We start from the raw sequence: 23295 nt of genomic DNA, 5'->3' as shown, positions 1-23295 counted from the left end.
CCTTTCCTCCGAGCCGCCCCTTCCCTGCTGCCGCTCGCGTTCAGCCCCGCCGGCGTTGGAGGAACGGGGTCCGGGGGGAGCCGGACCACACCCGTCGGCCACACATCCCGGCCCCCTCCCCGCGGCCAGTACCGGCCATTTTCGGCCTTAGCATTGCCGGGATCATTTCTGACCGAATTTGTCTGTACGGGAGCCACAATGAACCTCGGGGTGCGCTGGACCCTGCACGGCGACGGGCGGACCCCCGCCCCGGGCGCCGTCGTACGCCCCGACGAGCGCCTCTCCTGGCCCCGTACGGCCGGGCTCGGCGCCCAGCACGTGGTGGCCATGTTCGGGGCGTCGTTCGTCGCCCCGGTGCTGATGGGGCTCGACCCCAACCTCGCCATCATGATGTCCGGCGTCGCCACGGTGATCTTCCTCCTGGCCACCCGCGGCCGCGTACCGAGCTACCTCGGCTGTTCCCTCTCCTTCGTCGGCGTGGCCGCCGCCATCCGCGCCTCCGGCGGCGACAGCGCCACGGTCACCGGCGCGGTCCTCGTCGTCGGCGCGGCGCTCTTCCTCGCCGGTCTCGCCGTCCAGAAATTCGGCGCCCGCATCATCCACGCAGCGATGCCACCGGTCGTCACGGGCGCGGTCGTCATGCTGATCGGTTTCAACCTGGCCCCGGTCACGGCGGCGACGTACTGGCCGCAGGACCAGTGGACGGCGCTGCTGGTGATGCTCTTCACCGGGCTTGCCGTCGTCTGCCTGCGCGGTTTCTTCTCACGCGTCGCGATCTTCCTCGGCCTGCTCTTCGGGTACGCGATCTCCTGGGTCTTCGACCGGCTCTTCGGCAAGATCCACTCGACTGTGGGCGGCCCGGAGGCCGTCGTCCACTGGCGCCTCGACCTGTCCGCGGTCGGCCGGGCCGACTGGATCGGTCTCCCCTCCTTCCACGCGCCGAGCTTCGAGTGGTCGGCGATCCTCGTCGCGCTGCCCGTCGTCATCGCCCTGATCGCCGAGAACGCCGGCCACGTGAAGGCCGTCGGTGAGATGACCGGCGACTCCCTGGACGACAAGCTCGGCACCGCCATCGCCGCCGACGGCGCCGCGTCCATGCTGTCCACCGCGGTCGGCGGGCCGCCCAACACCACGTACTCCGAGAACATCGGCGTCATGGCGGCCACGCGCGTCTACTCCACTGCCGCCTACTGGGCCGCCGCCGGTTTCGCGCTGCTCTTCGGGCTCTGCCCCAAGTTCGGCGCGGTCGTCGCGGCGATCCCCGGCGGTGTGCTCGGCGGCATCACCGTCATCCTGTACGGCATGATCGGCCTGCTCGGCGCCCAGATCTGGCTCAACGCCCGCGTAGACCTGCGCAATCCGCTCAATCTGGTGCCGGCCGCCGCAGGCATCATCATCGGCGTCGGCGGCGTCAGTCTGAAGATCACCGACAACTTCGAGCTGAGCGGTATCGCGCTGGGCACGATCGTCGTGATCACCGGCTACCACGCGCTCCGCGCCCTCGCCCCCGCCCACCTCAAGGAGCAGGAACCGCTGCTGGACGCGGGCACCTCGACGTACGACACCACCAAGGTCTAGGCGTCGGCCAGTTCGGCGTTGGCGCGGGCCGTCAGGGCGGTCAGCAGGCGGCCCGCGGCCGCCATCTCGTCCGGCTCGAAACCGTCGTACAGCCGCGCCGTGATCTCGCCGACGGCGGTACGGATCGAACGGTGCAGTTCCTGTCCCGCGTCCGTGAGCCGGATACGGCACTCGTCGCCGGGCACCGCCTCCACCAGCACCGACGCGGTCAGTTCGGCGATCGTCGCCAGGGCCGTCGCGTCATCGATCTTCAGCGTCCCCGTCATCCGGCCGACGAGGCGGCCGCGGTCGATGCCCGCGCCGCTGTCCGCCGTGGCGTTGAGCGCCAGGGCCTGGTGGAAGGTGGTGCCGGTGCGGGCCAGGTGCCGTTCCAGGACGGCGCGCGTGGCGTAGTGGGCCTGGCCGATGATCTGGCCGTTGACGGTCGGGGCTGCGGACATGGCTACTCCTCGGTCGGTGGGATGGGCGACACGTCGGGAGACGCGTCCAGCGGTACGTCGATCAGTGCCGTCAGCTCCCGGACCAGCACCTCGGTGCGATCCCCCTCCAGGCCGCCGAGCGGCGCCAGGAGCTGGTCGACGAGCCGCTGTACGACGCCGACGGCGCGGCCGGTGACCTCACGGCCCCGGCCGGTGAGTTCCAGCCGGACCGCGCGGGTGTCGGAGGCGTCCCGGGTACGCGCGAGGAGACCGGCGGTCTCCAGCGCGCGGGCCAGCTTCGAGACATACAGCGCCTCGAGGCCCGTGTGGTCGGCGAGTTGTCGCTGACTCGGCCGCTGCCCGGCATGTTCCATGTCGAGCAGCGACGCCAGCAGCGAGTACTGCGCGTGGGTCAGGCCCAGCGGTGCGAGGGCCCGGTCCACGGCCACACGCCATTTCATCGACAGTCGCCAGACCAGGAAGCCGGGGGTCGGGCCCTCGGAAGCTGCGCTCATGGGAAATACAGTACATGGCGACTATGTACATGGCTAGTATTTTTCTCAGTCACCCCGCGCCAGCTGGTAGGCGTAGTCCGGGGTGAACGTACCCGCCGCCCCCTTGCAGCCGTCGGACTCCCCCGGCAGTTTGATCCACAGGTATGCGTCGACCCTCGCCTCACCGGTCCGTGTCGTCGGTGCCCGGCCGAGGGCCCGGCCCGCGGGGTCGCACCACTGCCCCTCGGCCGGCGGGCCGTTGCCGTTCCTGCTGGTGTCGATGACCGCGCCGAGCCCCGCGGGGCCGCCGAGCGCGGCGAGGACGCGCCGGGCGTAGGCCGCCTCGTCGGCGGTGCGGTGGAAGTTGGAGACGTTGGTGAAGATGCCGTCGCTGTTCGACCTGGCGCCCGCCGCACGCAGGGCGGCGGCCTGCTTCTCGGCGGAGTGCCACCCGGAGTGCCCCGCGTCGAAGTAGACCTTCGCCCGGGGGTTCGCGGCGTGCAGGGTGCGGCCCGCGCGGGCCAGCGAGGCGAACCGCGCCGCCCGCTCGCGCGCGGAGAGGCAGTCGGAGAGGGCGATCGAATCGGGCTCCAGGACGACGATGACCTCGCCGCCGCCGAGCCCTGCCGCGAAGTCCGCGATCCAGTCGTCGTACGCCCCGAGGTCCGGCGCACCGCCCTGGGACGCACCTCCGCAGTCCCGGTCGGGTACCGCGTACGGCACCAGGACCGGGACCCGTCCCGCGCTTTGGGCCGCCGAAGTGACGGCCCTGACCTGCGCGGTGACGGCGCCCGGGTTGTACGCCGCGAACCACACGGCGGCGGGCCGGTCGGCGATCCGGGACTTGATGAGCGGGTGCCTCGGGTCGTCGCGGTTGGCCCTGACCCAGTCGAGCACCTGGGATTCGGGATGCCGGTAGAGGGCCGCTGCCGGAGGCGGCTCCTGCGGCGGCGACGCCGGTTTCCTCGTGGGCTTCGCCGACCGCGGCGGTGTGGACGGCGAGGGCGCGGCCGGCTTCGGGGAAGTGCGCGGCGCCGGGGCCGACGCCTTCATTGAAGGCGTCACCGACGGGCTCGGGCGCGCGGGCAACGGCCCGGGGACCGGTGTTCTGGTCGTCTCGGGCCTCGCCGTGTCCCTCCGGTCCTCCTCGCCCGCCACCGCGGACATCACGCCCGTCACCGTTCCGACCGCGACGACCGCCGAAGCGACGGCGGCCATCGCGGTACGGCGTCTGGCGCGCCGCCGCTCGGCCCGCTCGATCCGGCGCTGCGCACGTAAGCCTGGCACCCTGGCTCTCCCCCCAGACGGCCGATCCCCCGGCGCCTGCGACGCGGTTCGTTCCCCCGTTCTGGGGAAGCCCTCGCCCACGGCACCCGGGGCAAAGCCTAGGGCTGCGACGCTGCCCGTATGGCGCAGATCGAGCACTTCCCAGCTCAGACGGACCGCTCCCGGAACTCGGTCGACATCGTGGTGGCGCGGATGCGTTCCTTCCGCTGCGACTGGCCGGCGTCGGACGGTCTCGCGGTGTTCAACCGGGTCTACCTGGCGGTCACCGAGGAGATCGACCGGCGCATCGAACGCGGCCTGTTCCCCGACGCCCGCACCGCCGCAACCCTCGATGTGCTCTTCGCCGAGCGCTACCTGACCGCCGTCGACGCCTCGTCGGCGGGGCACCGGGGCCCCGCCTGCTGGCGGCCCCTGCTGCAGTACCGGCGCCATCCCGGCGTACGGCCGCTGCAGTTCGCGCTTGCCGGGATCAACGCGCACATCGGGCACGACCTGGCGCTTGCCGTGGTCGACACCTGTCACGCGCTCGGCTGCCGGCCCGCCGAGCTGGAGGGGGACTTCGACCGGGTGGGCGACACCCTCGTGGCGCTGGAGGAGCGGATCCGCGAGGAGCTGATGCCGGGGCCCGATCTGCTGGAGATCGCCGATCCGCTGACGCATCTGCTCGGCTCGTGGAGCCTGGAGCGGGCCCGCGACGCCGCCTGGTCCGCCGCCCGGCTCCTGTGGCGGCTGCGCGAACTGCCCGATGTGGCCGAGGACTTCACCGACCGCCTGGACGCGGGGGTGGGACTGGTCGGGCGGATGCTGCTGACGCCGCTGCCCTGCGGCGACTGATCCCGGGGCTCTCGGGCGCCGCATCGGTGAAGCCGCGGTGAACAGCGTCCGTCGGACAGCCCGAGACCCCGTTGCCACCCCGCGCCCCGCCCTACCCTGACCCGCACAAGCGCGCGAACGGGCGTGCACCGGCCGGCTGGGCGAGGACACACGTGAAGTGGTTGAACCCCGAGAATGTGGTGGCTCTGCTCACCGCGGTGGTGGGTGTGGCGGCCGCGGTCGGCCCCTTCTGGTACGAGCGCCGGGTCCCCCGCCGCAAGCGGATCGGTTACCGCGTACAGATGGACACCCCGATCGGCGGCGACGCGCGCAACGGTCACGACACCGTGCGGCTCGGCCTGTTCGACGACTCCCCCGACATGTCCAACGCCACCCTCGTCCTGCTGCGTATCGAGAACGACGGCGCGCAGGGCATCTCGGCCACCGACTACACCGGCCCCGACACCCACGGCCTCACCGTCCACTTCACCGACCGCACGGTCCGCGGCCTGGCGGTCACCCAGCCCAACCCCGAACACGCCCATCTGATGGCGCACTTCACCCCCGAGGCCGGGATGCGCCACCACCTGAACCGGGTCCACCTCCCGAAGGTCCCCCTCAACCGGGGCCAGCACTACAAACTCCTCGTCCTGCTCGGCGGAGGCGGCGTCGGCAGTACGGTCCGGGTGACCGGCGGCATCCAGGACGGCGAGGTGATGCCGAACAAGAGCACCACCCCGGACGACAAGCCACCGCTCTTCGGCAGGCCGGCCCGCGCCCTCATCTTCGCCCTCGCCGTCTGCGTCGTCGCCCTCGCCGGCCTGACCGTCCTGCGCGACAGTCCGGACCCGCCGCCCATGGGATGCGCCACCGGGGAGCTGACCGTCACCGGCTCCACCGCCTTCACCCCGGTCGCCGGGGAACTGGCCGAGAAGTACGAGCAGGAGTGCCCCGGTTCGAAGGTCACCGTGGACACCCACGGCAGTACGGCCGGAATCCGTACGCTCGACGAGGCGGGCAGCGCGGCCGGGGACGGGTCGCCACCGGTGATCGCCCTCTCCGACGGCCGCAAGCCCAACGGCTATCCCCAGCTGCGCGAGAGCCGCGTCGCCGTGTCCGCGTTCGCGCTCGTACTCAATGACCAGGTCCCGCTCAAGGGCCTGACCACCGCGCAGATACGCAGGCTGTACGCCGGCGGCATCCGCAACTGGAAGGAGCTCGACGGTCCGGATCTGCCGGTCCGCCTCGTCAGCCGGGACGCCAACTCGGGGACCCGGCAGGTCTTCCAGCGCAGAGTGCTGGACAGGGGCGAGCCCGCCAACTCGTCGCAGGACTGCGTCGGCCGGGACGACGCGCGGCCCGGCGTCATCCGCTGCGAGCTCGACTCGACCGAGCAGGTGCTGGCCAAGGTGGCATCGGTCCCGGGCGCTCTCGGTTACAGCGAACTGCGCTCCGGCACCGGCCCCAAGGGCCTCCACCGCCTGCGCCTGGACGGCCGGGAGCCGAGCATCGAGAACATCGGGACCAGCGGCTACCCGTACCACGAGATCGAGTACGCCTACACGTACGGCAGCCCGCCCGCCGACTCGCTGGTCTCCAGCTTCCTCGTCTACCTGACGCGCGGCAGCGGCCAGGACATCATCCGCACCCACGGCCACCTGCCGTGCGCCGCCCCGGAAGCGGCGAAGCCCTGCGCCGGAGACCAGGCGCAGGGCAATTGATGACCGCCCGGGGCCGGCCGGATCGCGGCCGGCCCCGGGCGGCACGTATCTGGGTGACCCGGGTCAGTCCTCCGGGAGCTCGACCGGGGCGATCTCGTCGTAGAGGTCACCGGGGCCCGGATTCGTCGGGTCGGTCGTACCGCCGAAGTGGTGCATGACGCCCCACACCGCGTTCAGCGCGGTCTGTACGGCGCCCTCGGCCCACCCGGCCGTCCAGGAGATGTCGTCGCCCGCGAGGAAGATGCCGCGCTTGTCCTCGGGGAGGCTGTCCTGCATGAAGTGGGTGAACAGGCGGCGCTGGTAGCGGTAGTGGCCCGGCAGGTTCGCCTTGAACGCGCCCATGAAGTAGGGCTCGTTCTCCCAGGAGACCGTCACCGGGTTGCCGATGATGTGCTTCCGGATGTCGACCTTCGGGTAGATCTCGCCGAGCGACTTCAGCATGACCTCCATCCGCTCGTTGGCGGACAGCGGCAGCCACTTGAGGCTGTCGTCGCACCAGGTGTACGAGAGGCAGATGGTGGCCGGCTTGTCCGGGCCGTCGTCCAGCAGGTACGTACCGCGCGTCATCCGGTCGGTGAGCGTCATCGACATGACGTCACGGCCGGTCTCCTCGTCCTTGTCCAGCCAGAACGGCCGGTCGACGGGCACGAACAACTTGGACGACTCCATGTAGTGGGTGCGCTCCATCGCCGTCCAGTGGTCGATGGGGAACAGCGTGTCGTCGCAGGCGATCTTGGACAGCAGCATCCAGGACTGCGCGGTGAAGATCGCCGCCTGGTACGTGCGGATGTCGCCGGACGCGTCGGTGACGGTGATCCGGTTGCCGGCCGTGCGGTGCAGGCGCGTCACGGCGGGCTTCGGCTCGCCCTCGTGGAGGGACTTCAGCGACGTACCGAGCGGCCAGTGCACGAGCTTCTGCGGCTCGCGCTCCCACAGCCGGACGGGGAGCTGCTGACTGCCGCCGACGATGCCACGGTGGTGGTCGTCCGCCTCGGTGTAGACGACGCGAAGGATCTCCAGGATGGAGTTCGGGAAGTCGGTGTCCCAGCCGCCGGTGCCGAAGCCGACCTGACCGAAGATCTCGCGGTGGCGGAAGGACTTGAAGGACTCGGACTCGCAGAGGAAGCCGTAGAAGGTCTGGTTGTCGAGCTTCTCGACGAGCTCGGCCCAGATCTCACGGATGCGCGGTACGTCGCGCTCCCGCATGGCCTGGTTCATGTCGGAGAAGTCGGCGCCCTCTTCGAGGCAGGCGTTCCAGGCGTTCATCACGTCGCGGTAGACCTGCGGCAGGTCGTCGACGGTCACGGCGTAGTGCGACTCGCCCTTGAGGTCGACGACGGTCGACGGGGTCTCGGGGGCCAGCGGGTTGGGGAACGCCTTCGTCTCCAGGCCCACCAGGTCGATGTAGTGCTGGAGCGCCGTGGAGGACGGCGGGAAGCGCATGGCGCCCATCTCGGCCGTGAGCGACTCGTCGCAGCCCTCGAAGCCGACGGTGCGCAGCCGGCCGCCGATCTGGTCGGCCTCGTAGACGACGGGCTTGAGGCCCATCTTCATCAGCTCGTACGCCGCGATGATGCCGGACAGGCCGCCGCCGATGACCGCGACCTCGGTGCCGTGCTCGGTCGCCGGTATCTGGCCGAGGCCCGCCGGGTGCGCGAGGAAGTCGTCGTACGCGTAGGGGAAGTCCGGACCGAACATGGTGATCGGCGGCTGCGCGTCGGTGTGCTGGACGGCTGTGGGCACCGTGGACGTCATGGGGTCGGGCTCCTTGCGAAAACGAAAGAAAAGGGGCGAGGCGGGGGCGGCGTCAGGCCAGCGACGCGTACAGCCCGGGGCGGCGGTCGCGCAGGTACGGGTTGTTCTCGCGCGAGGCCCGCAGGAACTCCGGGTCGGCGTCGCCGAACACCAGCTCCTCGCCGCGGCCGGCGCGGGCGCGGGAGGCCCCGTCGGGACCGGCCAGGCAGCTGAGGCCGACGAACTCGAACTCGCCTTCGGGGCCGGTCCGGTTCACGTAGGCGACGTACATCTGGTTCTCGAAGGCCCGCACCGGGACCACGGACTCGGCGACGAACTGGAACGGGTGCATCTGTGCGGTAGGCACCAGCAGCAGGTCGGTGCCCGCGAGCGCGTGGGCGCGGACGTTCTCCGGGAATTCCACGTCGTAGCAGATCATGAGGCCGACGGTCAGGCCGCCGAGCTCCGCCTGGACGACCGCGTCCTCGCCGGGCGTGAACCACTCCTGCTCGAAGCAGCCGAAGAGGTGGGTCTTGCGGTAGTTCGCGAGGCGCGTGCCGTCGGGGCCGATGAGCTGCGCGGAGTTGTAGACGGCCTCCCCGTCGCGCTCCGGGTAGCCGTAGTGGACGGCCAGACCGTGGCGTACGGCGATGTCGGCGACGGCGTCGGCGGCCTCTCCGTCGGCGGGCTCGGCCAGCCGGTGCACGTCCGCCCCGATGGCGTAGCCGGTCAGGAACATCTCCGGGCACACCAGCAGCCCGGCGCCGGCGGCAGCCGCACGACCCGCGGCCTCGTCGAGGACCTTCAGGTTCTCGACGACGGACCCGGGGCGGCCGGAGCTCTGGAGGAGTGCGGTGCGCAACGGCGGCATGGCTGACCTCGGGCAGGTGGGGAGGGCGTGCGGGGAGACGTAATGACGGTACGTTCCGCGCGCGCGCCCGGACAAGGCGCGAGCGTTGCGGACCGACCGTCGATCCGTTGCGCAATCAGCGGGGTCCGCGGCGATTCATTGCGCGTGCGCCGCCGGGCCTGAGGTCGTACGGTCCCTACGCCCTGCGGAGTACCCCCGGCCGGGGCTTCCCGCCGCCCGGCGGAGCGGGGATCCCGACTTCGGCGCGATGCCCGCACGGGTTGCCGGCGGAAGAGTTGGGGGCGTCCGGACGACAGCCGGATCACCTCTTCAAGGAGCCGAAATGAACCGCCTCGCCCACCGCCGTACGAAGATCGCCGCACTCGGCGCCGCACTTCTGGTCACCGCCGGAGCCGCCGGCACCGCGCTCGCCTCCGGAGACGACGTACCGCGCGGCAAGGCGCGCGAGGCGGCGGCGCTGACCGGCACGGCGAAGCTGTACCGGCCCGCCGGGGACGACATCACGTTCACCTTCGACGCGCACCTGGCGGCGAAGGACAACGTGGACCCGGAGAAGGCGTACGGCACGTTCCGTTTCAAGCACGTCTTCCCGGACGGCACGTCCGGCTGGGCCAGGGGGAAGGTCGACTGCCTGGTGACCGGCGGGAAGGTGGCGGTGGTGACGGGGATCATCACAGAGACCGACCTGGACAACAAGGGCAAGCGGGTCGGGATCTCGGTCCACGACCAGGGCAGGAACGACCGCCTCGGCTACAGCTGGATCGGCCGTGACGTGGCGAAGCAGAACCTGCCCAAGTGCATGAGTTCGGCCCCGTTCGAGAAGACCAAGGCGGGCTCGGGCGACTTCAGGGTGCTGCCCTGGCAGCCGGAGTACCAGCAGGCAGCCACGAAGGGCTAGGCGGGCGAGCCCGACGAGAAGCGCCTGAGCAGCGGCGACAGTACGAGCACCGATTTCGTACGCTCCACGAACGGCTCCCCCGCGATCCGCTCCAGGACCCGCTCGAAATGGCGCATGTCGGAGGCGAAGATCTGGACGACGGCGTCCGCGTCGCCGGTGACGGTCGACGCGGACACCACCTCCGGGTAGCGCGACAGGCCACGACGGATGTCCTCGGGGGACGTGTTGTGGCGGCAGTACATCTCGATGAAGCCCTCGGTCTCCCAGCCGAGGGCGGCCGGGTCGACGCGGACGGTGAAGCCGGTGATGGCTCCCTCCGCCCGCAGCCTGTCCACGCGCCGCTTCACAGCGGGCGCGGACAGGCCGACCTCGGAGCCGATGTCCGCGTAACTGCGGCGGGCATCCTCAGCGAGAGCGTGCACGATGCGTTCGTCGAGTTCGTTCAGTCGCACTACGGGTGGATCACTTCTCTGCGATGGCCAGACTGGAGCGGCGCAAGCCGTAGAGGAAGTAGAACACGAGCCCGGCGATCATCCAGCCACCGAAGTAGAGCCAGGTGAGCCCGCCGAGCTGGAGCATGTTGTAACCGCAGGCGATGAAGCCGAGGATCGGCGTCACCGGGAACAGGGCGACGCGGAACGTGCGCGGCATGTCCGGCCGCTTGTACCGCAGGATGATCACGGAGACGTTCACCAGCGCGAAGGCGAAAAGGGTGCCGATGCTGGTGGCGTTCGCGAGCTCGCCCAGCGGGATGAAGGCCGCGAGGACGCCGCAGAAGAGCGACACGATCACCACATTGGCCTTGGGGGTGCCGGTGCGGGAATCGACCTTCGCGAAGACCTTGGGCATCAGACCGTCGCGTGACATGGCGAAGAGGATGCGGGTCTGGCCGTACAGGACGGCGAAGACGACGCTTGCGATGGCGACGACCGCACCGGCCGCCAGGACGACGCTCCAGAAGCTGTGACCCGTTACGTTTTCCATGATCTTGGCAAGGGCCGCGTCCGTGCCTTCGAAGTCCTGCCACGGCATGGCGCCGACGGCAACCAGGGCGACGAGGCAGTACAACACGGTGACGATCAGCAGCGACAGCATGATCGCGCGCGGCAGGTCCCTCTTCGGGTTCTTGGCTTCCTCACCGGCGGTCGAGGCGGCGTCGAAGCCGATGTAAGAGAAGAACAGGGTGGCTGCGGCGGCGCTGATGCCGGTGATGCCGAGGGGAGCGAGGGGGGCGTAGTTGCCCGCCTTGATTCCCATGAAGCCGATCACGCAGAACAGCACCAGCGTGGCGATCTTGATGACAACCATGATCGTGTTGACGCGGGCGCTCTCCTTGGCGCCGCGCAGCAGGAAGACCATGGCGAGCAGCACGACGAGGAGCGCCGGAAGGTTGATGAAGCCGCCCTCACCGAGGGGGGCCGACACCGCCTTCGGGATGGTGACGCCGATGGTGCCGTCAAGCAGCTCACTGAGGTACTGGCCCCACCCGACCGCGACGGCGGAGACGGATACGCCGTACTCGAGTACGAGGCACCAGCCGCAGATCCAGGCAACGATCTCGCCCATGGTCGCGTACGAGTAGGAATACGAGGAACCTGACACCGGTATGGATCCGGCCAGCTCCGCATAGGAGAGCGCCGAGAAGAGGGCGGTGAGACCGGCGATGACGAACGAGATCGCAACGGCGGGTCCGGCCACCGAAGTTCCCTCGCCGAGCACGACGAAGATCCCGGTGCCGAGCGTGGCGCCGATGCTGATCATCGTCAGCTGCCACATGGTGAGCGAACGGCGGAGCGAGCCGCCCTCGCCCTGGCCGCCTTCCGCGACGAGCTGCTCGACGGGCTTGCGCCGCATCAGCCGGTTGCCGAGATGCGGACGCTCGGATTCCGGGTGGGGAGTGACGGGTGGCGCTGCGTCCAACACTGGGGTGGCTCCTTATCGCTGCCGATCGGGAAGGCGGCGACCGCAGCGGTCCGCTCGGGGCGTCAGAAATCAGCCCCGAGCTCGGGAACCGCCGAGCAGGCGGTCCCCGCCACTCCACGTACAGCGCGAAGCCTACGAGGTGCGCGTTCACATCCGTAATGCAGCAACCTTGCGTACCGACGGACGATCATTGCGCACGACTGCGACACATGGCTTTTTGTTGCGCCTCACCTTTCGATATCCCTTTTGTCCGGTACGGCGGAGGCCCCGTGACCGCCGTACGCACACCGACGACCGGAGGCGATCATGACGACGACAGACCGAGCGGCCGGGACCGACTTCACGGACTCCGAGGGATGGCTGGACCCCGCCCCCTTCCTCCGCGGCGTCGCCTGGCGCGACGGCCGCCGCGCCGTGCGGGCCGATCCCACCGATCTGGACCGGCTGCCCTGGGACACCGCCGAGCGCGCCGCCGTCCCCGTCGGCGTACGGCTGGAGTTCACGGCGCGGGGCGCCACCGCCCTCGACATCCGCTACCGCGCCGCCCTGCCCGGCCCCGGCGACGCCCTGCGCGACCTCGCGCACACCTTCGCGCTGTGGCACGACGGCGCCCTCGTGACGGAGGTCACCGAAGCTCCGGAGGAGGAGACGGTCGTACGGATCGGCCTGCCGGACCGGCCGGGCAGGTTCACCGTCCACCCGCCCGAGAGCCAGTGCCCCGAGGTCCTCGGGCTGCGTCCGGCCGGCGGGGCCATCGTCCCTGCCCCGGCGCAGCCCCGCTGGCTGGTGCACGGCGACTCCATCACCGAGGGCTGGTGGTCCACCCGCCCCGCCCACGCCTGGCCCGCCGCGGCCGGCCGCGCACTCGGCCTGGACGCCGTGAACCTCGGCCACGCGGGCGCCGGCCGGGGCGAACTCGCCGTCGCCCAGCAGATCGCGGGCCTGCCCGCCGACGTCCTGACCCTCGCCTTCGGCACCAACTGCTGGTCCCGTACGCCCTTCTCGTCACCCCTGCTGTACGAGACGGCGCGGGCCTTCATCGGCCTCGTACGCCAGGGGCATCCGGACACCCCGTTGCTCGTCCTCTCGCCCGTGCTGCGCCCCGAGGCGGAGGGGACCCCCAATGCCCTGGGCGCCACCCTCGCCGAGCTGCGCACCGCCCTGGAGGAGGCCACACGGGCCCGTATCGCCGATGGCGACGACCGTCTGGCGCTGCTCCCCGGCAGGGACCTCATCGGCCCGCGTCACCTGGCGGACGGGCTGCACCCGAACGACGCGGGCCACGCCCTGATGGCGGATGCGGTCGCCGCCGCCCTGCGGGACGCGGGGTTCGTCCCGGCGCCGGGCGTCTGACGGACGTGCCGTGTTCGCCCACGGCGTGAGTACGGGAGGGGCCAGAGGGTCATGGGACGGCCAAGGCCGGGTAAGTGAGCCGTAGATGACTGAGGAGCCGCCCATGGTTGTCCTGGACTCACCCCGGCAAGACACCGCGACGGCCCGGGAGACCGCCGCCGACTACGTGACCCGGCACTGCCCCTGGGCCGACCTCGACGCCGTACTTCTCGTGGTCAGCGAGCTGGTGGCCAACGCCGTGCGGCACACCTCCGGCTGGTGGCGCCTCACCCTCCACGCCGGGCCGGAGGAACTGGTGGTGGAGATCGATGACTCGAGTGACCAGCCGCCCGTGCCCCGCAAACCGGACTTCGGGGGCGGCGGCGGATTCGGCTGGCACATGGTGCAGCGGCTCGCCGGCCGGGTCGAGGTCCGCCCGCTGCCCGGGGGCAAGCGCGTCCGGGCGGTCTGGGCGCGCCCGGCCGATGCGTACTAGAGGCCCGCACGGACCCACACGCCGACGGCCGGTCCCCGCGGAAGCGGCAACCGGCCGGGTGGTGACAACTGCCGGAGCGTCAGCTCCAGCTGGCGTGCAACGGCTTGCCCTCGGCGTAACCGGCGGCGCTCTGGATACCGACGATCGCCTTCTCGGCGAACTCCTCGAGCGAGCCGGCACCGGCGTACGTGCACGAGGAGCGGACACCCGCGATGATCGAGTCGATCAGGTCCTCGACGCCCGGACGCACCGGGTCGAGGAACATGCGCGAGGTGGAGATGCCCTCCTCGAACAAGGCCTTGCGGGCGCGGTCGTACGCCGACTCCTCGCTCGTACGGTTGCGCACGGCGCGCGCGGAGGCCATGCCGAACGACTCCTTGTACGCGCGGCCGTCGGCCGAGTGCTGGAGGTCGCCGGGCGACTCGTACGTACCGGCGAACCAGGAGCCGACCATGACGTTGGACGCGCCGGCGGCGAGCGCCATCGCGACGTCACGCGGGTGGCGGACGCCACCGTCGGCCCAGACGTGCTTGCCGAACTTCTTCGCCTCGGCGGCGCACTCCATGACGGCGGAGAACTGCGGCCGGCCCACGCCGGTCATCATGCGGGTGGTGCACATGGCGCCGGGGCCCACACCGACCTTGATGATGTCCGCGCCGGCCTCGATGAGGTCGCGCACGCCTTCGGCGGCGACGATGTTGCCCGCGACGATCGGGACCTGCGGGTCGAGGGCGCGCACGGCCTTGACCGCGGCGATCATGGACTCCTGGTGGCCGTGCGCCGTGTCCACGACGAGCGTGTCGACGCCTGCGTCGAGCAGCTGCTTGGCCTTGCCGGCGACGTCACCGTTGATGCCGACGGCCGCCGCGATGCGCAGCTTGCCGTCCGCGTCGGTGGCGGGGGTGTAGAGCGTCGCACGCAGGGCGCCCTTGCGGGTCAGGACGCCGGCGAGGCGGCCGTCCTTGTCGACGGCGGGCGCGTACTTGCGGTTGGCGTGGTCGAGCCGGTTGAAGGCCTCGCGCGGGTCGATGCCGGCATCCAGCAGGACCAGGTCACGGGACATGACCTCGGACAGCTGCGTGAAGCGGTCGACGCCGGTCAGGTCGTGGTCGGTGACGACGCCGACGGGACGGCGCTCGGCGTCCACGACGACACCCGCGCCGTGCGCCCGCTTGGGCAGCAGCGACAGTGCGTCGGCGACGGTCTGCGAGGGGGCCAGGACGATCGGGGTGTCGAGCACCAGGTGACGCGACTTCACCCAGGAGACGACCTCGGTGACGACGTCGATCGGGATGTCCTGCGGAATGACGACGAGTCCGCCGCGACGGGCCACGGTCTCGGCCATGCGGCGGCCGGCGATCGCGGTCATGTTCGCGACGACCAGCGGGATGGTGGTGCCGGTGCCGTCGGGGGCCGCGAGGTCCACGGCCTGGCGGGAACCGACGGCCGAGCGGCTCGGCACCATGAATACGTCGTCGTACGTGAGGTCGTACGGCGGCTTCAGATCGTTGAGGAAACGCACGTGCTGAACATCCCAGTCGTTCGGAGTTGGCCCCCGGGCATTTCAGCCGGGGAAAAACGCACGTACTTCAGTGTCCCATGAGCGCACCTGAAGACCCTCCGGGCCGAACGTCCAGGGCGCGGAGGGTGCACTCGTCGGATCCTCCGAACGAAGAGGTCCCTGCTCAGTCGTCGGGGTCCGCCCGGTCCAGCGCGGGCCTCGGCGCCGTGCCCGTCTCGCTCAGCAGGAAGTCTGCCGCCGCGGTGTCCGTGACCAGGCTCGTCACCAGGCCCGATCTGAGAACGGCGTCGATGGCGGCCGCCTTGCGCAGTCCGCCCGCGATGGCCACCACCTCGGGGATGCGCCGCAGCCGGTCGGCCTCGACGGTGATGCACCGCTCGCCCAGGTCGCGCCCGACCCTGCGGCCCTGCGCGTCGAAGAGGTGAGCGGACATCTCGGCCGCGACGCCCAGCGAGGCGTAGTGCGCGCGCTCCTCGTCGGAGAGCATGTCGTGGACCGTGGAGATGCCCGGCTCCCAAGAGCCGATGGAGACGGCCGCGACGGTCACCTTGTCGAAGTACTCGAAGGCCCGCGCGATGCCGGTCTGGCTGCGCAGGGCCGCCGCGGTCGCCGGGTCGGGCAGCAGCATCGGCGCGTAGATGGGGTGCGCCTCGCCACCGGAGACCTGCGCCGCGCGGCGCACCGCCTCGACCGAGCCGCGCTCCGCCGTCCCCGCGTCGTACACGCCGGTCAGCTGGACGACCGTGCACGGCGGCAGCTGGTGCAGGGCCGCCGCCATGTGGATCGTGGAGCGGCCCCAGGCCAGGCCCAGTACGTCGCCCTCGTTCACCAGCTCGCCCAGGAGGTCGGCCGCGACCTCGCCCAGGTTCTCCGGGTCGGTGGGGGCACTGCCGGCGAAGCCGGGAGATCCGGGGAGGGCGTCCTCGGTGGCGTCGGCCGGGGACTCGACGACGACCGCGTGCCGTAGGCCGTAGCGGGCGCGCAGCGCGTCGGAGCGCTCCGCGTCCAGCTCGGCGGGCACCCTGATCTCGATCCGTACGAGATCGCGTTCGAGGGCTGTCTCCAGGACCCTGGCCACCTTGAAGCGGCTGACGCCGAACTCCTCGGCGATCTGGATCTTGGACTTGCCCTCCAGGTAGAAGCGGCGGGCCATGGCCGCCGCCTGGACCAGCTCTGCGGGTCCCATCCGCAGGGCTGACCGGCCCGCCGACATTGCAGACACCGCGATCTCCTCACTGCTGTTCACACTCTGGGCTCGCTGTTCATCCTGTCAGATCAGCGAACCCTTGATCAGCCCCGAAGGGCGGCGTTCACCGAGCCGTGGCTCAGTGGCCGCATGCCCAGCCGGCCGTGACCGTGGCCTCGGTCGCCTGGTTCCGCAGCATGCGCACCGCGGCGGCCGGGTCGTCCGTCCCGTACACGGCGGAACCCGCGACGAAGACGTCCGCGCCGGCCTCCGCGCAGCGCTCGATCGTCGTCGCCGATACGCCGCCGTCGACCTGGAGCCACAGCTCCAGGCCGTGCTTGGAGATCAGCTCCCGGGTACGGCGGATCTTCGGCAGCATGATGTCGAGGAACGACTGGCCGCCGAAGCCCGGCTCAACGGTCATGATCAGCAGCATGTCGAGCTCGGGGAGCAGATCCTCGTACGGCTCGATGGGCGTGGCCGGCTTCAGCGCCATGGAGGCACGGGCACCCTTGGCCCGGATCTCGCGGGCCGTGCGGACGGGGGCTGCGCACGCCTCGGCGTGGAAGGTGACCGATCCGGCGCCCGCCTCGACGTACTGCGGGGCCCAGCGATCGGCGTCCTCGATCATCAGATGGCAGTCCAGGGGGATGTCCGTCGCGCGGCTGAGCGACTCCACGATCGGGACGCCCAGCGTGAGGTTGGGGACGAAGTGGTTGTCCATCACGTCGACGTGGAGCCAGTCGGCGCCCTCGACGGCCTTCGCCTCCTCCGCCAGGCGGGAGAAGTCTGCGGAGAGGATACTGGGATTGATCTGAACAGCCATGGGCCAAGCCTGCCATGTTCCGGGGCTCTTCCTCTCCCCGGTAGGCCCCTCGGTACGGACCAGAGGTGGCCGGGATCTGCACAGTCCTCGCAATCCTGGCGATTCGGCCCGCGACAAAGGGTCATGGGGAGCGCTATGCGGGATGCACAGGAGCTTCAGCCGCCGGAAAGAGGGATCGCCCGGCTGGTCTGCGGGCGGCGCAGCAAGTGGGTCGTGGTGGTGCTGTGGCTGGTGGCGATGGTGCTGGCTTTCCCACTGGCCTCGAAACTCACCGACGCGCAGGACAACGACGCCGCCTCGTGGCTCCCCGGAAAGGCGGAGTCCACCCAGGTTCTCGTGGAATCGGAGGCGTTCCGGCCCGAGGTCATCCCCGCTGTCGTCGTGTACGCGCGCGACAGCGGCCTCACGACCGCCGACCGCGCGCGCATCGACGAGGACGTCGCGGCGTTCAAGGAACTGCGCGACCACGGGGTGCGCGGCGCAGAGACGCGCGGCCCTGTCCTCGACCGGCCGGACGACCCGCGGGCCGCTCAGGTCTTCGTACCGATCACCATGGACGAGAAGGGCTGGGAGCGGCTCGCGCCCGCCGTCGACTCCCTGCGCGCGGAGTCGGGCACCGGCGAGGACGGGCTGGCGGTGCACGTGACCGGGCCCGGCGGCACCAACGCGGACTTTTCCGAGGCATTCGAGGGAATCGACTCCACCCTGCTCTTCGCGGCGCTCGGTGTGGTGATCGTGATGCTGCTGATCACCTACCGCAGCCCGACGCTGCTGGTGGTCCCGGTGATCGCGGTGATCGGCGCCCTGGCGGCCGCGCAGGCGCTCATCTATCTCCTGGCGGAGCACGCGGATCTGACGGTCAACGGGCAGAGCGCGGGCATCCTCACGGTCCTCGTCTTCGGCGCGGGGACGGACTATGCCCTGCTGCTGGTCGCCCGCTACCGCGAGGAGCTGCGCCGCCACGAGGACCGGCACGAGGCGATGGCGCTGGCGCTGCACCGCGCGGGACCCGCCGTGCTGGCCAGCGGCGCCACCGTGGTGCTCGGCATGCTGGTGCTGGTGGTCGCGGAGATGAACTCGACCAGCGGGCTCGGTCCCGTCGCCGCGATCGGCGTAGCGGTCGCCCTGCTGGCCATGCTGACGCTGTTCCCCGCCCTCCTGGTGATCTTCGGCCGCTGGGTGTTCTGGCCGGCCATCCCGCACTTCGGTTCGGCGGAGCCCACCGAGCGCGGCTTCTGGGCCCGTACGGGAGGGCGCATCGCCCGCCGCCCGCGGGCGACCTGGGCCGCCACGGCCCTCGTACTCGGCGTCTTCGCCCTGGGGCTGACGCAGCTGCGGGCCGAGGGGATCAGCAACGCGGACGCCTTCACGGGCAAGCCCGACTCGATCACCGGCCAGGAGGTCCAGGCCAGGTACTTTCCCGCGGGCAGCGGTGATCCGCTGGTGATCGTCACCGATGCCGGGCAGGCCAGACAGGTCGGCGAAACCGTGGCCCGGACGAGCGGCGTCGTGCCGCGGTCCATCGCCGTACCGCCTGGCACGAAACCCATTAACGACGGCCGGGTGCTCATCGAGGCGACGATGACGGACCCCGCCGACAGCACGGCCGCCAAGGACACGGTGGAGCGGGTACGCGACGCGGTGCACGCGGTTCCGGACGCGGACGCCAAGGTGGGCGGCGGCACGGCCGCACTCCTCGACATGGACGAGGCCACCACGCACGACAACATCCTGATCATTCCGCTGGTGCTGGCGGTGGTGCTGCTGGTGCTCATGGTGCTGCTGCGGTCGCTCGTCGCGCCGCTGCTGCTGATCGGTACGGTCGTGCTGTCGTTCGCCTCGGCCCTCGGCCTCAGCGCACTCGCCTTCCGGTACCTCTTCGACTACGCGGGCGAGACGACGGACTTCCCGCTGTTCGTCTTCGTGTTCCTGGTGGCCCTGGGCATCGACTACAACATCTTCCTGTCCACCCGGATCCGCGAGGAGGCCCGGCGCCAGGGCACCAGAGCGGGCGTGTTGACCGGTCTGGCCGCGACCGGAGCGGTCATCACATCGGCCGGCCTGGTCCTCGCGGGCACGTTCGCCGCCCTCGGCACGCTGCCCCTCGTGGCCTTCTCCGAGATCGGCTTCGCGGTCGCGCTGGGCGTGCTGCTCGACACCCTCGTCGTACGGTCCGTCCTGGTGACCGCGCTGTTCCTGGACGCCGGCCCGAAGGTGTGGTGGCCGCACCGGCTGGCCCGCGAGGACACCTAGGAGCGGTCGCGTCGGTCACCACTCGAGGTCGTCGCCGGAGACGATCTCGGCGTGCATGTTGCGGCGCATCATCTCCAGCGCCGCCTCGGCCAGCGGCCGGTGTATGTGCGCCACGGCGTCCCGGGGCACCGTCACCCGCAGGTGCCGGATGTGCGCGTCGAGCGCCGAGTACAGCACGCACTGCTCGGTGACCTGGCCGCACAGCACCACGTGGTCGGCGTTCAGTGAACCGAGCAGATAGCCGAGCGGTGTCTCGTAGAAGATCGAATGGCGCGCCTTGACCACGAACAGCGAGTCGTCGTCCGGCTGGAGGGGCCGCACCAGCTCCGCGTGCGGCCCCGACAGCGCCGTATCGACGATCTCACCGTGGTGCGAGCGCCATTCGCCGAAGTTGTCGTTGACATAGATGACCGGAACGCCCCTCTCCCTGGCGCGCTTGAGCAACCGGACGATCGCCGGCACGGCCTCGCGCGCCGAAGGAAGCAACAGGTCCACGTCGTCATGGTCATAAGTGGTGATCATGTCGATGACGATGAGTGCGGTCGTTCCCATACGCCCCAGGGTTCCCGAAAACCACCCGACGCCCCACTCGGGGACGGCCCGCGCTACGCGGTCCGGCGCAGCAGAGCGAGGTACATCGCGTCCGTGCCGTGCATGTGCGGCCACAGCTGTACGTCGGGCCCGTCGCCCAGCGCCGCGACTCCGGGCATCAGCGGCCTCGCGTCGATCCACTCGGCCTCGACCGGCTCGTGACCGCCGCGCCCCTTCAGTACGTCGTCGACGACGATCCGGGTCTCGGCGAGGTGCGGCGAGCAGGTCGCGTACCCCACGACGCCGCCCACGCGGACCGCGCCGAGCGCTTCGCGCAGCAGTCCGCGCTGGAGCGGCGCGAAGCCCTCCAGGTCCTCGGCCCGGCGCCGCCAGCGCGCCTCGGGGCGGCGCCGCAGGGCGCCGAGCCCGGAGCACGGGACGTCCATCAGGACGCGGTCGAACGAGCCCGGGAGCCACGGCGGGCGGGTGCCGTCGGCGGCGACGACCTGGTACGGGCCGGGGTTGCCGGCGAGCGCCCGCTCCACGAGACGGGCGCGGTGCGGCTGCTTCTCGGCGGCCAGCAGGGCCGCGCCGCGCTGGGAGGCGAGCCCGGCCAGCATGGCCGCCTTCCCCCCGGGCCCGGCGCAGCCGTCCAGCCAGCGCTCGTCCCGTCCCTCGACGGGCGCGTTGGCCAGGGCGACGGCGACGAGCTGGCTGCCCTCGTCCTGGACCCCGGCGCGGCCCTCGTGGACGGCGGCGATGGCCCCCGGCTCGCCGCCCTCGGCCAGCCGTACCGCGTAGGGGGACCAGCGGCCGGGCAGCCCGGAGTCCTCGCCCAGTACGTCGAGCAGCTCGTCGGCGGTGGAGCGGCCGGGGCGGGCGACAAGCGTCACCTCGGGGCGCTCGTTGTCGGCCTCCAGCAGGTCCTCGATGCCGGCGCGACCGCCGCCCAGGGCGTCCCACAGCGCGGAGACGATCCAGCGCGGGTGGGAGTGCACGACGGACAGATGCGCCTCGGCGTCGTCGTCGTACGGCGGAGCGACCTGTTCCACCCAGGCGTCGAGATCCTGCGCGGAGATTTTCCGCAGCACCGCGTTGACGAACTTCGCGCGCCCCTCACCGAGCACCACGCGCGCCAGCTCCACGCTCGCCGAGACGGCGGCGTGCGTCGGGATGCGGGTGCCGAGCAGCTGGTGCGCGCCGAGCGCCAGTACGTCGAGGACCGGCGGGTCCACCTCGCGCAGCGGCCGGTCGATGCAGGCCGCGATCACCGCGTCGTACGTGCCCTGGCGGCGCAGTGTCCCGTACACCAGCTCGGTCGCGAGGGCCGCGTCGCGCTCGTCGAAGTTGCCCTTGGCGCGGGCCTTCTTGAGCAGCGGCGGCAGGACGAGGTTGGCGTACGCGTCGCGCTCGTCGACGGCGCGCAGCGCCTCGAACGCGAGGAAACGGACCGGGTCCTTCTGGGGGCGCCGGTGCGGCTTGGCGGGACGCTTGGCGGATCGCTTGGCGGGACTGCTGCTTGGCTGGTCACTCACGAAAAAGGTGCTCCGCTGGAGAGGGGGACGAACCCTCTCAGCGTACGTCCGCCGCGCCGAGGTGTTCGCCCGGGGCGATCCGCACGCCGCGCGCCCAGTCGGCGGCGAGCATCGGCTTCTTGCCCTGCGGCTGCACCCAGAGGAGCTCGACGGGGTGCGACCCGGTTCCGGCGTACACGTTCTTCTTCCCCGCCGACAGCTCACCGGGAGCGAGTTCCAGGTCCGTCCGCTCCGGCAGCGGCTTCACGGCGACCAGCTTGAGGCGCTCGCCGCGGAACAGCGTCCACGCGCCGGGGGCGGGCGTGCAGCCGCGCACGACCCGGTCGACGCGCAGCGCGGGCGCCGCCCAGTCGATCTGCGCGTACTCGACGGTGATCTTGGGTGCGAGCGTGATGCCCTCGGCGGGCTGCGGTACGGCGTGCAGCGCGCCGTCCTCGATGCCGTCCATGGTGGCGGCGAGCAGTCCGGAGCCGGCGAAAGCCAGCCGGGTGAGCAGGTCACCGCTGGTGTCGGTGGGCCGCACCTGCTCGGTGAGTACGCCGTACACCGGGCCGGAGTCGAGCCCCTCCTCGATGAGGAACGTCGAGGCTCCCGTGACCTCGTCGCCGGCGAGGATCGCGTGCTGCACGGGGGCGGCGCCGCGCCACGCCGGCAGCAGCGAGAAGTGCAGGTTGACCCATCCCTTGGCCGGGATGTCGAGGGCCGTCCTGGGCAGCAGCGCGCCGTAGGCGACGACGGGGCAGCAGTCCGGCGCGATCTCGCGCAGCCGCGCGAGGAAGTCCTCGTCGCGTGGGCTGACCGGCTTGAGCACCTCGATCCCGGACTCTTCGGCGCGCGCGGCGACGGGGCTGGCGACGAGCCTGCGGCCACGTCCCGCCGGGGCGTCCGGCCGGGTGACGACGGCGGCAACCTCGTGCCGGCCGGAGGCGATCAGGGCGTCCAGGGCGGGTACGGCGACCTCGGGGGTGCCTGCGAAGACGAGCTTCATCGGTGGCGCGGGCCTCTCGGGCAGGAAGGGCGGAACGGGTGCGGCGTCAAGAGGCGCACCAGTCTATGGGCCTCGGCGGACCCTGGCCTCAGGGGGCGTACGCACGTCCGCGCGCCCCGCGCATATGCGCATACGCCCCCAGCAGCGTGACCCCGGTGCCGGGTGACGCGTTGGTCAAGTGAGATTGACCGAAGGGCCCGCACGCGCGGCCCCGCCCCCCTTCCGACCCCTCCCTACTTCCCTTCTTCCGCCCTTCTTTCACGCCGGTTCGAGAGGCTTGTTCATGGCCGACCACGCAACCCACGACGCCCAAGCACGGGCCAGCCTGCATCTCTTGGTACGGGACATCGAGCGGGTCCGCCGGCAGGTGGACGCACTGCGCACCCTCACCGCCCAACTCGGCAACGTCTACCGCCCGCGTCGCTCCGGCCCTTCCACGGGCTTCGTCGTCTACGGCCGGGCCCCGGCGCCGACCGTCCGCCTCGCGCAGGAGCTGCGGGACAGCGTCGAGACGCTGGTGACCGCCGCCGTGGACTTCGACCGTTCGCTCGGCTTCTCCTGGGACGCGGTCGGCTCGGCGCTCGGGGTGACCAAGCAGGCCGTGCACCGCCGTTACGGCGCGCGGCGGGCCGCGGCGCCGACCGGCGCGCCGGCCGAGGCCGACGTCGCGGTCGAGACGGCGACCGCCACCCGCACCCTGCCCGCCGCGACGCTGCCGTCCGTACCGGCGGCGCGTTCCATGCCGCCGCAGCCGACGGCCGCCGCCCAGTCCCTGCGCGACGAACTCCGCCCGACCGCCTTCCCGGGCCCCCGCAACGGCTGACGCCTCTCCCCGCCTCCGGCCGTCCCGCCCGTACGCCGACGCGGCGCGCAATGGCGGACGGCCGG

General features: G+C 71.4%; 21 protein-coding genes. 8 read left to right on the top strand and 13 right to left on the bottom strand.

Annotated elements, in window-relative coordinates:
* Positions 1–198: 198 nt before the first annotated feature.
* A complete protein-coding gene (locus tag ACWIHY_RS09780; protein WP_454375092.1) occupies positions 199–1578 on the top strand; it encodes a uracil-xanthine permease family protein in 1380 nt (459 codons plus the stop codon).
* On the opposite strand, the gene ACWIHY_RS09775 is transcribed toward ACWIHY_RS09780, so the two are convergent.
* From ACWIHY_RS09775 to ACWIHY_RS09765, 3 genes are read right to left on the bottom strand one after another with little or no spacing between them, the layout of a single operon-like run.
* The gene (locus tag ACWIHY_RS09775; protein ID WP_454375091.1) at positions 1575–2018 is read right to left on the bottom strand and encodes a hypothetical protein; all 444 of its coding nucleotides are present in this window, start codon (positions 2016–2018) and stop codon (positions 1575–1577) included. The genes ACWIHY_RS09780 and ACWIHY_RS09775 overlap by 4 nt on opposite strands.
* Before the next feature lie 2 nt (positions 2019–2020).
* The gene (locus ACWIHY_RS09770) at positions 2021–2512 is read right to left on the bottom strand and encodes a MarR family winged helix-turn-helix transcriptional regulator (RefSeq protein WP_454375090.1); all 492 of its coding nucleotides are present in this window, start codon (positions 2510–2512) and stop codon (positions 2021–2023) included.
* A gap of 45 nt (positions 2513–2557) precedes the next feature.
* The gene (locus tag ACWIHY_RS09765; protein ID WP_454375089.1) at positions 2558–3778 is read right to left on the bottom strand and encodes a glycoside hydrolase family 6 protein; all 1221 of its coding nucleotides are present in this window, start codon (positions 3776–3778) and stop codon (positions 2558–2560) included.
* 120 nt (positions 3779–3898) lie between these two features.
* Here ACWIHY_RS09765 and ACWIHY_RS09760 point away from each other — a divergent pair, with 120 nt between their 5' ends.
* Together ACWIHY_RS09760 and ACWIHY_RS09755 are read left to right on the top strand one after the other, a co-directional pair.
* Positions 3899–4612 carry a DUF5995 family protein gene (locus tag ACWIHY_RS09760; RefSeq protein ID WP_454375088.1) on the top strand — a complete coding sequence of 238 codons (714 nt, stop codon included), beginning with the start codon at positions 3899–3901 and terminating at the stop codon, positions 4610–4612.
* 152 nt (positions 4613–4764) lie between these two features.
* Entirely contained in the window at positions 4765–6312 is a 1548-nt protein-coding gene (locus ACWIHY_RS09755; protein WP_454375087.1) for a substrate-binding domain-containing protein, read from the top strand.
* Positions 6313–6375: 63 nt separating this feature from the next.
* Here the strand turns inward: ACWIHY_RS09755 and ACWIHY_RS09750 are convergent, their stop codons facing one another.
* Entirely contained in the window at positions 6376–8067 is a 1692-nt protein-coding gene (locus ACWIHY_RS09750) for a flavin monoamine oxidase family protein (RefSeq protein WP_454375086.1), read from the bottom strand.
* Between the two features lie 52 nt (positions 8068–8119).
* Entirely contained in the window at positions 8120–8917 is a 798-nt protein-coding gene (locus ACWIHY_RS09745) for a carbon-nitrogen hydrolase family protein (protein ID WP_454375085.1), read from the bottom strand.
* 322 nt (positions 8918–9239) lie between these two features.
* On the opposite strand from ACWIHY_RS09745, the gene ACWIHY_RS09740 reads away from it, so the two are divergent.
* On the top strand, positions 9240–9815 hold the full coding sequence (locus ACWIHY_RS09740; protein WP_454375084.1) for a Repetin: 576 nt from the start codon (positions 9240–9242) through the stop codon (positions 9813–9815).
* Here the strand turns inward: ACWIHY_RS09740 and ACWIHY_RS09735 are convergent.
* Positions 9812–10267, bottom strand: coding sequence for an Lrp/AsnC family transcriptional regulator (locus ACWIHY_RS09735; protein ID WP_454375083.1), 456 nt, complete (start codon positions 10265–10267; stop codon positions 9812–9814). The two genes, ACWIHY_RS09740 and ACWIHY_RS09735, sit on opposite strands and share 4 nt — an antisense overlap.
* Before the next feature lie 10 nt (positions 10268–10277).
* Entirely contained in the window at positions 10278–11669 is a 1392-nt protein-coding gene (locus ACWIHY_RS09730) for an amino acid permease (protein WP_454375132.1), read from the bottom strand.
* A 375-nt stretch (positions 11670–12044) separates the two neighbouring features.
* Here ACWIHY_RS09730 and ACWIHY_RS09725 point away from each other — a divergent pair, with 375 nt between their 5' ends.
* Entirely contained in the window at positions 12045–13091 is a 1047-nt protein-coding gene (locus ACWIHY_RS09725; RefSeq protein ID WP_454375082.1) for a GDSL-type esterase/lipase family protein, read from the top strand.
* A 103-nt stretch (positions 13092–13194) separates the two neighbouring features.
* Positions 13195–13566, top strand: a complete 372-nt coding sequence (locus ACWIHY_RS09720; protein WP_454375081.1) for an ATP-binding protein — start codon at positions 13195–13197, stop codon at positions 13564–13566.
* Positions 13567–13645: 79 nt separating this feature from the next.
* On the opposite strand, the gene ACWIHY_RS09715 is transcribed toward ACWIHY_RS09720, so the two are convergent.
* The 3 genes from ACWIHY_RS09715 to rpe form a co-directional block, all read right to left on the bottom strand.
* Entirely contained in the window at positions 13646–15088 is a 1443-nt protein-coding gene (locus ACWIHY_RS09715; protein ID WP_454375080.1) for a GuaB1 family IMP dehydrogenase-related protein, read from the bottom strand.
* Positions 15089–15251: 163 nt separating this feature from the next.
* On the bottom strand, positions 15252–16334 hold the full coding sequence (locus ACWIHY_RS09710) for a sugar-binding transcriptional regulator (protein WP_454375079.1): 1083 nt from the start codon (positions 16332–16334) through the stop codon (positions 15252–15254).
* A gap of 79 nt (positions 16335–16413) precedes the next feature.
* Complete coding sequence (gene rpe / locus ACWIHY_RS09705) at positions 16414–17100, bottom strand: ribulose-phosphate 3-epimerase (protein ID WP_454375078.1); 687 nt, start codon at positions 17098–17100, stop codon at positions 16414–16416.
* A 135-nt stretch (positions 17101–17235) separates the two neighbouring features.
* On the opposite strand from rpe, the gene ACWIHY_RS09700 reads away from it, so the two are divergent.
* Positions 17236–19353, top strand: coding sequence for an MMPL family transporter (locus ACWIHY_RS09700; protein WP_454375077.1), 2118 nt, complete (start codon positions 17236–17238; stop codon positions 19351–19353).
* Between the two features lie 15 nt (positions 19354–19368).
* Here the strand turns inward: ACWIHY_RS09700 and ACWIHY_RS09695 are convergent, their stop codons facing one another.
* From ACWIHY_RS09695 to fmt, 3 genes are read right to left on the bottom strand one after another with little or no spacing between them, the layout of a single operon-like run.
* On the bottom strand, positions 19369–19905 hold the full coding sequence (locus tag ACWIHY_RS09695) for a cysteine hydrolase family protein (RefSeq protein ID WP_454375076.1): 537 nt from the start codon (positions 19903–19905) through the stop codon (positions 19369–19371).
* 53 nt (positions 19906–19958) lie between these two features.
* Complete coding sequence (locus ACWIHY_RS09690) at positions 19959–21419, bottom strand: RsmB/NOP family class I SAM-dependent RNA methyltransferase (RefSeq protein WP_454375075.1); 1461 nt, start codon at positions 21417–21419, stop codon at positions 19959–19961.
* 37 nt (positions 21420–21456) lie between these two features.
* A complete protein-coding gene (gene fmt / locus ACWIHY_RS09685; protein WP_454375074.1) occupies positions 21457–22407 on the bottom strand; it encodes a methionyl-tRNA formyltransferase in 951 nt (316 codons plus the stop codon).
* A gap of 283 nt (positions 22408–22690) precedes the next feature.
* Here fmt and ACWIHY_RS09680 point away from each other — a divergent pair, with 283 nt between their 5' ends.
* Positions 22691–23230, top strand: coding sequence for a hypothetical protein (locus ACWIHY_RS09680; protein WP_454375073.1), 540 nt, complete (start codon positions 22691–22693; stop codon positions 23228–23230).
* Positions 23231–23295: the final 65 nt, after the last annotated feature.

The organism is Streptomyces sp. NPDC055287 (genome assembly GCF_053646035.1).
The sequence above is the reverse complement of the archived record's forward strand: the minus strand, read 5'-3'. Positions and strand labels throughout refer to the sequence as shown.